The 13,156-nt window shown below is 70.3% G+C and carries 12 protein-coding genes; 8 read left to right on the top strand and 4 right to left on the bottom strand.

The window, feature by feature from the left end; all coding sequences use genetic code 11:
• Positions 1–104 precede the first annotated feature (104 nt).
• Positions 105–1,028: a DMT family transporter gene (locus Adu01nite_RS22765; protein WP_203728968.1), complete on the top strand. Its 924-nt coding sequence runs from the start codon at positions 105–107 to the stop codon at positions 1,026–1,028.
• Here Adu01nite_RS22765 and Adu01nite_RS22760 read toward each other — a convergent pair.
• A complete protein-coding gene (locus Adu01nite_RS22760) occupies positions 939–2,243 on the bottom strand; it encodes a serine hydrolase domain-containing protein (RefSeq protein ID WP_203728966.1) in 1,305 nt (434 codons plus the stop codon). The genes Adu01nite_RS22765 and Adu01nite_RS22760 overlap by 90 nt on opposite strands.
• Before the next feature lie 107 nt (positions 2,244–2,350).
• Here Adu01nite_RS22760 and Adu01nite_RS22755 point away from each other — a divergent pair, with 107 nt between their 5' ends.
• On the top strand, positions 2,351–2,800 hold the full coding sequence (locus Adu01nite_RS22755) for an NfeD family protein (RefSeq protein ID WP_203728964.1): 450 nt from the start codon (positions 2,351–2,353) through the stop codon (positions 2,798–2,800).
• Positions 2,801–2,809: 9 nt separating this feature from the next.
• Positions 2,810–3,928, top strand: a complete 1,119-nt coding sequence (locus Adu01nite_RS22750) for an SPFH domain-containing protein (protein WP_203728962.1) — start codon at positions 2,810–2,812, stop codon at positions 3,926–3,928.
• 74 nt (positions 3,929–4,002) lie between these two features.
• Here the strand turns inward: Adu01nite_RS22750 and Adu01nite_RS22745 are convergent, their stop codons facing one another.
• Positions 4,003–4,860, bottom strand: coding sequence for a hypothetical protein (locus Adu01nite_RS22745; protein ID WP_203728960.1), 858 nt, complete (start codon positions 4,858–4,860; stop codon positions 4,003–4,005).
• A 157-nt stretch (positions 4,861–5,017) separates the two neighbouring features.
• Entirely contained in the window at positions 5,018–6,709 is a 1,692-nt protein-coding gene (locus Adu01nite_RS22740; protein WP_203728959.1) for a calcium-binding protein, read from the bottom strand.
• Between the two features lie 184 nt (positions 6,710–6,893).
• On the opposite strand from Adu01nite_RS22740, the gene Adu01nite_RS22735 reads away from it, so the two are divergent.
• Positions 6,894–7,559 (top strand): hypothetical protein, encoded by a 666-nt coding sequence (locus Adu01nite_RS22735; RefSeq protein ID WP_203728957.1) that lies wholly within the window; start codon positions 6,894–6,896, stop codon positions 7,557–7,559.
• 72 nt (positions 7,560–7,631) lie between these two features.
• Positions 7,632–8,219 (top strand): dihydrofolate reductase family protein, encoded by a 588-nt coding sequence (locus tag Adu01nite_RS22730; protein WP_203728955.1) that lies wholly within the window; start codon positions 7,632–7,634, stop codon positions 8,217–8,219.
• 90 nt (positions 8,220–8,309) lie between these two features.
• Here Adu01nite_RS22730 and Adu01nite_RS22725 read toward each other — a convergent pair whose 3' ends face one another.
• Positions 8,310–9,341 carry a LacI family DNA-binding transcriptional regulator gene (locus Adu01nite_RS22725; RefSeq protein ID WP_203728953.1) on the bottom strand — a complete coding sequence of 344 codons (1,032 nt, stop codon included), beginning with the start codon at positions 9,339–9,341 and terminating at the stop codon, positions 8,310–8,312.
• A 131-nt stretch (positions 9,342–9,472) separates the two neighbouring features.
• On the opposite strand from Adu01nite_RS22725, the gene Adu01nite_RS22720 reads away from it, so the two are divergent.
• Genes Adu01nite_RS22720 through Adu01nite_RS22710 form a run of 3 tightly spaced genes read left to right on the top strand, consistent with a single transcriptional unit; the run spans position 9,473 to position 13,151 of the window.
• Entirely contained in the window at positions 9,473–11,449 is a 1,977-nt protein-coding gene (locus Adu01nite_RS22720; RefSeq protein ID WP_203728951.1) for a beta-galactosidase, read from the top strand.
• Entirely contained in the window at positions 11,446–12,312 is an 867-nt protein-coding gene (locus Adu01nite_RS22715; RefSeq protein ID WP_203728949.1) for a carbohydrate ABC transporter permease, read from the top strand. Before Adu01nite_RS22720 ends, Adu01nite_RS22715 begins: the two co-directional genes overlap by 4 nt.
• Positions 12,312–13,151 (top strand): carbohydrate ABC transporter permease, encoded by an 840-nt coding sequence (locus Adu01nite_RS22710; protein ID WP_239132626.1) that lies wholly within the window; start codon positions 12,312–12,314, stop codon positions 13,149–13,151. The genes Adu01nite_RS22715 and Adu01nite_RS22710 overlap by 1 nt, the downstream gene beginning before the upstream one ends.
• The last annotated feature ends 5 nt before the right edge of the window (positions 13,152–13,156 follow it).

Genomic DNA, 13,156 nt, shown 5'->3' with positions numbered 1-13,156 from the left:
CCTCGGCGCGGAGCTGGAGGAAGTCGGAGCCGGAAATTGGTCCTCCTTATGCGTACCTCAATTGGCCCTTCAAATGGACCATACCCGGCGGAAGCATGGTTCCCGTGAACCGCCTTCCCGCCCTCGCCGGCGCGGCCGGCATGACCTTCGTCGGCGGCAGCGTGGCCGTCTCCGGCGCCCTCGCCGACGCCCCGCTCCTGACCGTCCAGGCCCTGCGCTACGCGCTGGCCTGCCTGTTGCTGCTGCTCATTTTCAGAAAGGTGACCCGCCCGCGCGGCACCGAATGGCTGTGGCTGTCCGGCGTAGTGGTAACCGGAATGTTCGTCTTCAACCTCGCCCTGGTCCTCGGTTCCCGGCACGCCGAGCCGGCCGTCCTCGGCGTGGCCGTGGCCTGCGTGCCGGTGCTGCTGGCGGTGGCCGGCCCGGTCCTCGAAGGACGCGGCGTCGCGCCCCGGCTCGTCCTCGCCGCGGTGGTGGTGACCGGGGGCGCGGCCCTGGTGCAGGGTTTCGGCCGCACCGACGCGATCGGTCTGATGTGGGCGGTGGTGACGTTCCTGTGCGAGGCCGGGTTCACGCTCCTGGCCGTCCCGCTGCTCGGCCGGCACGGCCCGATGGGCGTGTCGGTGCACGCGACCTGGATGGCCGCGGTCGTCTTCGGTCTCGCCGGCGTCGTCCGGGAGGGCCCGGCCGCGGTGCTGCGGCTGCACCGCGACGACGTGCTGGCCGGCGTCTACCTGGCGGTGCTGGTCACCGCGGTCGCGTTCGTCCTCTGGTACACCTGCGTCGAGCGGATCGGCTCGGCCCGCGCGGGCCTGCTCACCGGCATCGCCCCGATCGCCGCGGCGGCGGCCGGGGTGGCGCTCGGCGGCCCGAGGCCGGCCCCGGCCGTCTGGCTGGGCGTCGCCGTGGTGGCCGGGGGACTGGCGCTCGGGTTGGGGTCAGGCCAGGTGGCTCGGGTCGCGGCTGAAGACGAACGTGGCGATGTCGATCTTCACCACCGTGCCGTCCGGGTCGCGGAGGGCGGCTAGCACCTCGCCCTCGTTGTCGCCGTCCACCCCGCGCCAGCGGTCCGGGGCCTCCCGGACGAAGCGCGAGCGGTGATAGGGGCCGGTCATCTCCAGGGCGTCGCCGTCCGCGCGGACCTCGTACTCCCGGCCCATCCACCACCAGCGGCCGACCAGCGCGACCGCCTCCCCGGCCGGCGGGGCCACCGGCAGCCAGGGCGCCGGGGTGACCGGCTCGGCGTCCAGCACCGAGGTCAGGGTCTCCAGGGCGACCTCGCGGATGTGCGTCCCGGTCAGGCCGTACGAGTTGGCGAACGCGATCACGCCGAGCCGGCTCTTCCGGTGCACCACCAGGTGCGCGACATACCCGGGCATCGAGCCGCCGTGGCCGGCGTAGACCCGCTCGCCCGCCCGGAACAGCTGCAGGCCGAGGCCGTAGCCGCCGGTCCACGACTCCAGATCGCTGAGCGCGACCGGCGCGCACATCTCGTCGACCGTCTCCCGCGGCAGCACCTGCGGGGCCGGGTCGGTGAGGAACGCGGCCCATTTGGCCATGTCGGTCACCGTCGACCACAGCTGGCCGGCCGGGGCCATCGCGCCCGAGTCCAGCCGCGGCTCCTCGTGCAGGCTGCCGTCCAGCGCGTGCACCACGTAGCCGCGGGCGAACGGCTCGATCGGCGCGTAGGTCGTCCGCTTCATCCCGAGCGGGTCGAGCACCCGCTTGCCGACCAGCGACGACCACGACTCCCCGGTGACCCGCTCCAGCACCGCCCCGAGCAGCCCGTACGCCAGGTTCGAGTAGCGGTAGCGGCGGAACGGCGGCCCGGACAGCTTGTCGTAGCCGAGGTCGGCGAGCAGCTTGTCGGCGTCCCCGCCGGTGCTGCGCTCCCACCACGGGCCGTCCGGCTCGCGTTGCAGGCCGGAGACGTGCCCGAGCATCTGCCGGAGCGTCACCCCGCCGATCGGGGTGCCCGGCAGATGCCGGTAGAGCAGGTCGTCGAGGGCGAAGAACCCCTCGTCGCGCATCTGCATGACCATCGTCGCGGTCAGCGTCTTGGTGATCGAACCCACCCGGTACTGGGTTTTCGCGTCCGGGACCGGGTGCTCCCCGACGCAGGCGTTGTGCAGGACCGCGCGGTCCCGGACGACCGCGAGGACCAGCGAGGGCGCCCGTCCGGCGGACTGCGCCCGGCAGGCGATCTCGTCGACCCGGCGGGCCGTCTCCGGCAGCAGCGACACGTTGGACCCCTTCGGCAAATGACTGTTCTGGTTAACTGCGAACCGCCGAGATGGCTACGCCACGAGGCGGCCTCGTCGTACGAGCGTCGGCGTGACACGATCGAGGTGTGGAAGCGATTCTCTGGATCGTGCTCGGCATCGCACTGGCGATCGCCGAGGCTTTCACGGCCACACTCCTGATCATTTTCTTCGCGGTGGGTGCCCTCGCCGCGGCCGGTGCCGCCGCTCTCGGCGCCCCCCTACTACTCCAGGTGATCGTCTTCGCGATCGCTTCCGGCCTCTCGGTGGGCGCGCTCCGCCCGATCATCCTGCGCCATGCCCGCCCCGCCATCGAGACCGGTGACACGCCGATCGGGCTCGAGGCGATCGAGGCCAGCCAGGGGACGGTCCTCGAGGAGGTCGACGGCGATCATGGCTGCATCAAGATCGACGGCGAGATCTGGCAGGCCCGATCCTTCGACGGCAACGAGAAATACCTCCCGGGGGAACGTGTCCGGGTCATCAAGATCAAGGGCGCCACGGCCATCGTGTGGCGCGACGATTTACCGAACATTTAGAGAGGCGCCATGGAAGCAGTGATCGGCGTACTAGTAATCGTGATCGTGGTGCTCGCCATCGTCACGCTGCTCCGCTCCGTCCGCATCGTCCCCCAGCAGCGGATGGACGTCGTGGAGCGCCTGGGCAAATACAAGCGGACCCTCAGCCCGGGTCTCAACATCCTGGTCCCGTTCGTGGACGCGGTCCGCAGCAAGGTCGACATGCGTGAGCAGGTCGTCTCCTTCCCGCCGCAGCCGGTGATCACGTCCGACAACCTGGTCGTGTCGATCGACACGGTGCTCTACTTCAAGGTCGTCGACGCGGTCCGGGCCACCTACGAGATCAACAACTTCCTGCAGGCGATCGAGCAGCTGACCGTCACCACGCTGCGTAACGTCATCGGTTCCCTCGACCTGGAGCGGGCCCTGACCAGCCGCGAGGAGATCAACCGGCACCTCTCCATGGTTCTCGACGAGACCACCGGGCGCTGGGGCATCAAGGTCACCCGGGTGGAGATCAAGGCGATCGAGCCGCCGCCGAGCATCCGCGACTCGATGGAGAAGCAGATGCGCGCCGAGCGGGAACGCCGGGCCACCATCCTCAACGCCGAGGGCCACAAGCAGGCTCAGATCCTCACGGCCGAGGGTGAGAAGCAGGCGGCGGTGCTGCGCGCCGACGGTGACCGGCAGTCCCGGATCCTGCAGGCCGAGGGTCAGGCGAAGGCCATCCGCACGGTCTTCGACGCGATCCACACCGCCAACCCGTCGCAGAAGGTCCTGGCCTACCAATACCTGCAGGCCCTCCCGCAGATCGCGAACGGCACGGCCAACAAGGTGTGGATCGTGCCGACCGAGCTGACCCGGGCCCTCGAGGGTCTCGGCGGCGCGCTGGGCGGCCTGGCCAACATGGTCGGCGACGTGCCGAAGGAAAACGTCGACTCCGCCGCGGTCGAGCGCGAGGCGGCGGCGGCGGCCGCGGCGGCCGCCGCGGCTGCGGCCCAGGTGGACGAGCAGGTGCGGGTCGCGGAAGCGCAGGTCAGCGGCGACCCGGACCGGACGGCGGCGCTGCCCGCCCCCGACCCGATCCCGCCGTCGGCGGCGCTCGGGTCGGCCGACTACAACGGTGCTCAGACGCGCGACCACGCCTGAGCGGTAACAACGACGAAGGGCCGGCCCACCTCGGGCCGGCCCTTCGCGCATGCCTGACTACCTCTTACTTCTTGTTACTTCTTGGCCTTCTTGGCCGCTTCGCTCGGCTCGGCGCTGGGCTCCGCGGACGCGTCCCCGGCACCGTTGTCGGCGCCCTGGTCGGCGGCACCGATGCCGGCCGCCGTCTTGGCGTCGGCCAGCGCCAGGCAGGCCTGGAGCAGCGTCTTCTGCGCGGACGTCACCGCCGCGGCCGCCGCCGCGGCGTCCGCCGCACCCTGGTCGGCCGCGCCGGCCTGGTCCTCGGCACCCTGGTCCGCGGCACCCTGATCGGCAGCGCCCTGGTCCTCGGCCTGCTGCTCTTCCTTCTGCTTCTTCACCGACTTCAGCGACTTCAGGTACTTGGCCGCGAGCTTCTTGTTCGCCGCCTTGGCCGCCGCGGCCGCCTCTTCGGCGTTCTGGTCCTCGGCGTTCTGGTCGCCGGCCGCACCGGCGTCGCCCGCTGCACCGGCGTCACCCGCCGCACCGGCGTCACCCGCTGCACCGGCGTCACCCGCTGCGCCGGCGTCACCCGCTGCACCGGCATCACCCGCTGCCGCACCCGCCACGTCCGCCGCGAACGTGTCGCACGCGGTCTCGAGCGCCTGCGCCGAGGCCTCCGCGGCCGCACCGGCGTCCTGCGCCTCCTGCGGGGCGAGCTTTGCGCCGTCGCAGATCACGTCGGCGCCGTTGATCTCGAGTGCCGCGCACTTCGAGACGTCGAACTGCTGGCCGTCCACCGAGATGACGCCGGCTGCCTTGACGGTGTTGGTGCTGGCGTTGGCGAGCTGGACACCGGCGATTCCGGCGACAGCCACCACGCCGGCGACGACGACGGCACCGAGTGCCTTCCGCCGGTTGGGACCCTGGTTCCTCCGGTACGCACGCGGTCTCATCATCACTCCTGGATCGTGGGTGTCGATGTTCTCGGTCGGCCCGCAGTACGGACCCCAACCCACGACCGGTTCAACGCGCTGTTCCGAAGCGCCCGTCAGCCGGTGACGTTTCCGCAGCTCAGAGCGGCTGAAAATTAATTCGAAATCAGTCGACCCGTCAGTGGTAGACGTGCTCGCAGTCGATCACCACGTCGGGGTCGCCGATGAAGCAGGTGTCGCCGGCCGTGGTGTTGTCGCCACCGTCCAGCTGGACCGCTACGCCGCTCTGCAACGACCCGTAGAGGCTGTCGTCCCCGGCATCGCCGAAAATTGTGGCATGGCCGGTGCCGGCCCCCAGGACGTCGTTGCCGGCCAGCCCGTGGATCACGTCGTCGCCGCCATAGCCCTCGATCTTGTTGCCGCCGGCGTTGCCGTTCAGCTCGTCCGCGTACGGCGTTCCGTCGACGTCCTCGACGTCGGCGCCGACCGTGTCGCCCTCCCCGGCGGCGCCGTCGTCGCCGTCCTGGCCGTCCAGGTCGACCGTCACGCCGCGGTCGTACTGGGTGTAGACCACCCGGTCGTGGCCGTCGCCGCCGAGGATCACGTCGGCCCCCATCGCCGGCGGTTCGTAGACGCTGTGCACGCCGTCGCCGTCCAGGTGGTCGTCGCCCGCGCCGCCGTCGAGGTGGTCGTCGCCCGGCCCGCCCTCGAGCCCGTCGTTGCCGTCGCCACCCACCAGCGTGTCGTCGCCCGGGCCGCCGACCAGTGAAGACCCGCCCGGCACGGCGTAGAGGTGGTCGGCGCCGCGGCCGCCGTGGACCTCGTGGATGCCCGCACCGATCGTGTCGTGCTCGCCGGCCTGCCCGTCGTCGCCGGCCACCCCGTCGGCGTCCGCGGTGATCGGCAGGGTGTGCCCGGAGTACACGACGCTGTCGTACCCGCCGCCCCCGCTGAACAGGTCGGCGTCGGCCACCGCCGGCGCCAGGGCGTAGTCCTCGATGAAGTTGTCCCCCTCCCGGTCGCCGTACTCCTTGTCGTTGCCGAGGCCGCCGTAGATCTTGTTCACGCCCAGCCCGCTGTACAGCGTGTCGTTGCCGTTGCCACCGAAGATCTCGTCGTCGCCGTCCCCGGCGCTGACCAGGTCGTTCCCGTCGTCGCCGAGCAGCGAGTCGGCGCCCGCGGCACCCCAGATCCGGTCGTCGCCCGGGCCGGCCTTGACGATGTCGTCGCCGGCCTGGGTGAGCACGGTGTCGTTGCCCGGGCCGCCGGCCACCGAGTCGTTCCCGGGGCCGGTGTCGGCATAATCATTTCCGGCCTCGCCGAACACCGCGTCGTTGCCCACATCGCCGTACACGACGTCGTTGCCGTTGCCCGCGAAGACCCGGTCGTGCCCCGCGGCTCCCCAGATGCGGTCGTTGCCGTCGAGGCCCCAGATCGTGTCGTCGCCGGCCTCGCCGTTCAGCGCATCGGCGGCGCTGCCGCCGGTGACCTGGTCGTTCCCGGCGCCCGCGTAGGCGGTCATCGGGAGGCCGGCGTTGTCCCGGACCGAATCGTTGCCGTCGTACAGATAGGCGGTGAACCGGCCCGGGTTGCTCTTCGTCGTGCACCTGACCCGGGTGCTGTCACCGCTGACCGCCGTGCAGCCGGCCCCCACCCGCACCGCCACCCGGTCGTCGACCGTGACGGTCTTGCCGGACCGGGTCGCCACCACCTGATTGGTCTGGCCCGGCGCGGCCCGGAAATAGATCGTGGTGCCGTTCACCCAGGCGATGCCCGGGCCGGCGGCCTCGGCCGGGGCGGTCGCGGCGACTCCCGCGATCAGCAGCCCGGAAACGAGAAGAGCACTTCGGAGGACGGTACGACGAGACACGCCGCGGATCTTAGGGCGCCACATCGCTCGATGTCGTCCCCTGCTGATCAACTGGGGTTTTCCTGGGCAAACCCTCGCTTTTCTGGGAATTGCCTGCACCGTCCGCATACGTTTGGAATGCTCTGCGCAGGATCCCGACGGTTGCCCCCGGGCCGCTCGGCTTGAGCCCACGCGAGGCGGAGCCATGAGCATCAGCCATCACCGCACGGCCAGTGGACGACCGTTGCGGGTCGCGCCCGCCTGGGTGGGGGCCGCGGGCAAGGTGGATCACGACCACCTCCTGCCGGTCCGCGAGGCGGTGTGGATCTGGTCGGTCCGCCGCTACGCCCGGCTGTCGCTCTGGGCCCTGCCGGCCGCGGCCGTCCTGGACGGCTGGCTGACCCTGGGCATCGACACACCGCCCGGCGCGTTACCGGTCGCCCTGGTCGCCGACTGGCTGGCCGCGATCGCGATGATCGCCCTGGCCGGCCTGCTGGCCGGCACCCGAACCCGCCGCCCGGCCATCGCCGGCCTGCTGATCGGCCTGGCCGGCGCGATGCTGACCCTGCCGCTGGCGGCCCTGCCGTCCGGCGTGGCTGCCGAGGGCCTCTCCTTGAACCCTGATCAGATGCACCATGCGGGGACGGCCGCGGCGGCCGTCACCGGCGCCGGCTGGTTGCTGCTGGGGTGGTCGGTGTTCCGATCAAAATTGGTCAACCCGGCCGACGGCATCCTGATGATGCTGGCCGCGTGCGCGATCGGCGCCGGCACCTACGCGAAGCAGCCCCTGCCAACGGTAGGGGCTCTTTTGCTCCTGGCCGCCGGCACCGGCCTGGCCTGGACCGGAGCCCGCCTGATCCCCCGAGCCTGACGGCCCCGGCCCGCGGGTGGCATGCTCCGGGGTGCGGTTCGCCGGCGGGCGGGCGGAGGGAAGGAGCGGGTCATGGCCAAGGTAGTGGCGGACATCTCGGTGTCGCTGGACGGGTTCGTCACCGGGCCGGAAGCCAGTCCGGAGCTCGGGCTCGGCGCCGGTGGGGAGGGGCTGCACACCTGGGCGTTGCAACCCGACGCGATCGACCGGGCGGTGCTCGAGGAGTCCGTCGCGGCGACCGGTGTGGTCATCATGGGGCGGCGGCTGTTCGACATCGTCGATGCGCCGACCGGGTGGAACGACGAGATGGGCTACGGCGCCCGCCTGGTCGCCGAGCCGCCGGTGCTGGTCGTCACCCGTAATCCGCCGGATTACGTGCGGCTCGCCGACCGGATGACCTTCGTGGTCGACGGCATCGCCAGTGCGGTGGCCAAGGGCGTCGCCCTCGCCGAGGACCGCGACGTCGTCGTCATGGGCGGCGGCGAGACGATCCGGCGGGCGATCGAGGCCGGCGTGGTCGACGAACTCCGGCTGCACATCGCCCCGGTGCTGCTGGGCGGCGGCACCCCGCTGTTCGCCGGCGCCACACCCCGAAGCCTGCGGCAGATCCACGTCCGAGCCTCCGGCCACGCCACCCACCTGACCTACCGCGTCGACTGAGCCCCGGCTGAGCGCTGGGCCCCGGCTGAGCGCTGGGCCCCGGCTGAGCGCTGGGCCCCGGCTGAGCGCTGGGCCCCGCTGGGCGCTGGGTCAGGCGGAGGCTCGCCAGACGATGGGGGACGGGAGCAGGACGCCTCGCTGGGAGATCTGTTCGCCTCTCAGTTGGCGCAGGACCATGTCGGCGGCCTGTGCTCCGATGTCGTCGGCCGGCTGGTGGACCGTTGACAGGTTGGGGCGGGTTCTCGTGGCCCAGGAGCTGTCGTCGAAGCCGACCACGCCCACGTCGGCCGGGACGTTGCGGCCGGCCTCCCGCAGCGCCTCGATGGCGCCCGCGGCCACCGCGTCCGAGGCGGCGAAGACGCCGTCGATGTTCGGCTCTCGCTCCAGGAGGGTGCGCATGCCCTTGGCGCCGCAGGCGAAGTCGTACAGGGGGACCTCGGCGATCAAGGTGTCGTCGAAGAGTGGGCCCAGGGCCTGGCGGAAGCCGGTCAGGCGGTCGGCGCCGGAGTCCCGGTCCACCGCGGCGGCGATCATGCCGATCCGGCGGCGGCCGGTGGCGACCAGGCGGCGGGTGATCTCCTCGGCCGACGTCAGGTTGTCGATGCCGACGTAGGGGATCTCGGGGTGCAGGTCGCGCGGGTGGCCGACGAAGGCCGACGGCAGGGCCAGGCCGCCGACCACCTGGATGATCGGGTCGTGGCTGCGGGCGGAGACGATGATCGCGCCGTCCACGAAGCCGCCGTTCAGGTATCTCGTGATGCGGGCCGTGTCGCGTTCGGAGTCGACCACCAGGTTGACCATCTGGTAGTCGGCGGCGGACAGGGTCGCGTTGGCGCCCAGCATGATGCCGCCGATGTTGGGGTCTTCCAGGAAGAGTGAGTGTGGCTCCAGGACGATGAAACCGATCGCCTGGGAGCGCTGCATCACCAGATTTCGGGCGGCCGTGTTGGGCACGTAGCCGACCTCGCGGATGGCGCGTTCGATGGCGGCGCGCGCGGTCGCCGACACGTAGCCCCCGTTGAGGACACGGCTCACCGTGCCGCGGGAAACCCCCGCTGCGGCGGCGATGTCGTGCACGGTGGCCCTTTTGCCGGGCTTGTTCGGCGCTCCTGTCGAACTCACCTCCTGACTTTATCTTTTTCGGTCTTGACGCTGATCAGCGGCAATCCTAGTGTGTGCACGTTCACACATCTGACCTGCGGATTTTTCCCCCCGGAAATGTGTGCACGTGCACAGGTAAAGGAGAGACGCCCGTGATCACCCTGGGCTGCGATTACAACCCGGAGCAGTGGCCGGCCGAGGTCTGGGCCGAGGACGTCGCGTTGATGCGGGCCGCCGGTATCGGCCTGGTGGCGATCAACATCTTCGGCTGGTCGGACCTCGAGCCGCGCGAAGGTGAGTACGACTTCAAGCAGCTCGACCGGATCGTCGAACTGCTGCACCAGAACGGCATCCGGATCAATCTGGGCACCGCGACCGCGTCCCCGCCGCCGTGGCTGGCCAGCCGCCACCCGGAGATCCTGCCGATGGCGGCCGACGGCACCCGGCGCTACCCGGGCGGCCGGCAGGCCTGGTGCCCGAGCTCGCCGGTCTTCCGCGAGCGCGCCCTCGCCCTGGTCGAGCAGGTCGCCGAGCGCTACGGGCAGCACCCGGCGATCGCTCTCTGGCACGTGTCGAACGAGCTCGGCTGTCACAACGCGCTCTGCTACTGCGACGCCAGCGCGGAGCGTTTCCGTGAGTGGCTCACCGACCGTTACCAGACGATTGAGAGCCTCAATCAAGCATGGGGCACCTCGTTCTGGAGCCAGCGGTACGGCGCCTTCGACGAGGTGCTCCCGCCGCGGGCCGCGCTGTCGCTCCGCAATCCGGCCCAGATGCTCGATTTCCAGCGGTTCTCCTCGGACGAGCTGCTCGGTTACTACGAGGCCGAAGCCGCGCGTATCCGTAAGCAGAGCAAGGTGCCGATCACCACGAACTTCATGGTCACCGCGCACATCCGCAACATGGACTACTGGCGCTGGGCGCCGCTGATGGACGTCATCGCCAACGACCACTACCTGGACCACCGGCTCGGGCACCCGGCCGCGGAGCTCAGCTTCGCCGCCGACCTGACCCGCGGCCTGGCCGGCGGGAAGCCGTGGATGCTGATGGAGCAGTCCACCGGCGCGGTCAACTGGCAGCCGGTCAACCTGGTCAAAGCCAAAGGCGAGATGCTTCGCAACACCCTCACCCACGTGGCCCGCGGCGCCGACTCGATCTGCTTCTTCCAGTGGCGGGCCTCCCAGCAGGGCAGCGAGAAGTTCCACTCGGCGCTGCTGCCGCACGCCGGCACCGAGACCGAGCAGTGGCGCGAGGTCCTCGACCTGTCCTTCACCCTGCGCCGGCTGGCCGAGATCGCCGGCAGCGAGGTGCAGGCGGACACGGCGGTGCTGTTCAGCTGGGAGTCGTGGTGGGCGGCCGAGCAGGAGGGCCGGCCGTCGTCGGCGGTGAGCTACCTCGACCAGGTGCACTCGGTGCACCTGGGACTGCGCGAACTGGGCGTGACCGCCGACGTGATCAGCCCGGACGGTGACCTCGGCAGGTATCGCTTCGTCGTGGTGCCCTGCCTCTACCTGGTCACCGACGAGCAGGCCAAGGCGATCACCGAGTTCGTCGAGAACGGCGGGCACGTGCTGGTCACCTTCTTCAGCGGGATCGCCGACGCCGACGACCGGATCCGGCTCGGCGGTTACCCGGGCGCGTTCCGCGAGCTGCTGGGGGTGAGCGCCGAGGAGTTCGCGCCGTTGAGCCCGGACACCACGCTGACCCTCGACAACGGCGGCGAGTCGGGCCTGTGGGCCGAGCGGCTGCGCACGACGACGGCCGAGTGCAAAGCCCGTTACGTCGACGGCCCGTTGCCCGGGGTGCCGGCGATCACCCGTAACCAGGCCGGTGACGGCAGCGCCTGGTATGTCGCGACCGCGCTGGACCGGGCCGCGATGCGCGACGTGCTGCGCGCGGCGAGCCAGGGCGCCGGCGTGAACCCCGGCGGGCCGGAGAACGACGGGTCCGTCGAGGTCGTGCGGCGCCGGAGCGAGACACAGACGTACGTCTTCGTGATCAATCACGGGACGCGCGAGATCGAGTACGCGGTCGCCGGGTGCGACCTGATCAGTGGCGAGAACGTTCGTGGCCGTCTCCGGGTGCCGCCCGGTGGCGTACGCGTCGTCCGTGAGGAGGCCCGGCCGTGACCAAGCGGCATTTCAGCGCGGTTCTGTTCTTCGTCACGCCGTTCGGCGTGCTGTTCGCGCTCTTCTATCTGGTCCCGATCATCTACGCGGTGGTGCAGTCGCTCTACACCGTCGAGCGCAAGGGCACCTTCGGCCCGGCCACCGAGGTCTTCGGCGGTCTGGTCCAGTACCGGCAGGTCTTCAGCGACGCGCCGTTCTGGCAGTCGATCGAGCGGGTGCTGCTGTTCGGCGTCGTGCAGGTGCCGGTGATGCTCGGCCTGGCGCTGGTCTTCGCGCTGCTGCTCGACTCCGGGCTGGTGAAGGGGCGGCGGTTCTTCCGGCTGGCGTTCTTCCTGCCGTACGCGGTGCCGGGGGTGGTCGCGGCGATCATGTGGGGCTACCTCTACTCGCCGAACCTGTCGCCGTTCACCGCGGTGACCGCGACCGCCGACCTGCTCTCGCCGACCCTCGTGCTCTGGGCCATGGCGAACGTCGTGACCTGGATCTATGTCGGCTACAACATGCTGATCATCTATTCGGCGCTGCTCGCGGTGCCGACCGAGATCTACGAGGCCGCGAAGATCGACGGTGCCGGCGCCTTCCGGACCGCCTGGTCGATCAAGATCCCGATGGTGCTGCCGGCGATCGTGCTGACCACGGTCTTCTCCATCATCGGCACGCTCCAGCTGCTGGCCGAGCCGCAGGTGTTCAAGAGCTTCAGTTCGGCGGTGTCCAGCACGTACACCCCGAACCTGACCGTGCTGAACGCGTCGAGCATCCCGAACTTCCACCTGGCCGCGGCGTTCTCGGTGGTCCTGGCGCTGGCCACCTTCATCCTCTCGTTCACGTTCCTCAAGTTCACCCAGCGCAAGGGAGTGCAGTGATGGCTGCCTTCAAGCTGCCGAAGTACGCCGCCATGCTGGTGATGGCCGTCTTCACGCTCTACTTCCTGACCCCGCTGTGGTGGCTGTTCATCGCCTCGGGCAAGAAGGACGGCCAGGTCACCGAGGGGCACGCGCTCCTGCCGGACAACTTCGCGCTCGGCGAGAACCTCAGCGACCTGTTCCGCTACAACGACGGGATCTTCCTGCGCTGGATGGCGAACTCGATCGCCTACACGGTCGGCGCGGCGGCGATCGGCACCCTGCTGGCCGGCATGTGCGGCTACGCCCTGGCCAAGTACGTGTTCCGCGGCCGGGAGCTGCTCTTCAACATCGTGCTCGGCGGCGTCCTGGTGCCGGCCACCGCGCTGGCCCTGCCGCTGTTCCTGATGTTCAGCAAGGTATCCCTGGCCAACACGTTCTGGGCGGTCTTCCTGCCCAGCCTGGTCAACCCGTTCGGGGTCTACCTCGGCCGGATCTACGCCGCGGCCAGCGTTCCGGACGAGCTGATGGAGGCGGCCCGGATCGACGGGTCCAGCGAGGTGCGGACGTTCTTCACCCTTTCCGTACGCCTCATGGCGCCGGCCTTCGTGACGATCTTCCTCTTCCATTTCGTCGCGGTCTGGAACAACTTCATGCTGCCGCTGATCATGCTCGGCAATGAGCGGCTGTTCCCGGTAACCCTCGGACTTTATTCATGGAACACCCAGGTCAACCAGCATCCGGAGCTGCGCGCCCTGGTTCTTGTCGGGGCGTTCGTCTCGCTCGCCCCGATGGTCATCGCATTTCTTTCACTGCAGCGCTTCTGGCGCAGCGGCCTCGGTGCCGGATCGATCAAGTAACAACT

This window comes from Paractinoplanes durhamensis (genome assembly GCF_016862175.1).
Taxonomy (GTDB): Bacteria; Actinomycetota; Actinomycetes; order Mycobacteriales; family Micromonosporaceae; genus Actinoplanes; species Actinoplanes durhamensis.
This window is presented reverse-complemented; position numbering and strand designations above follow the sequence as displayed.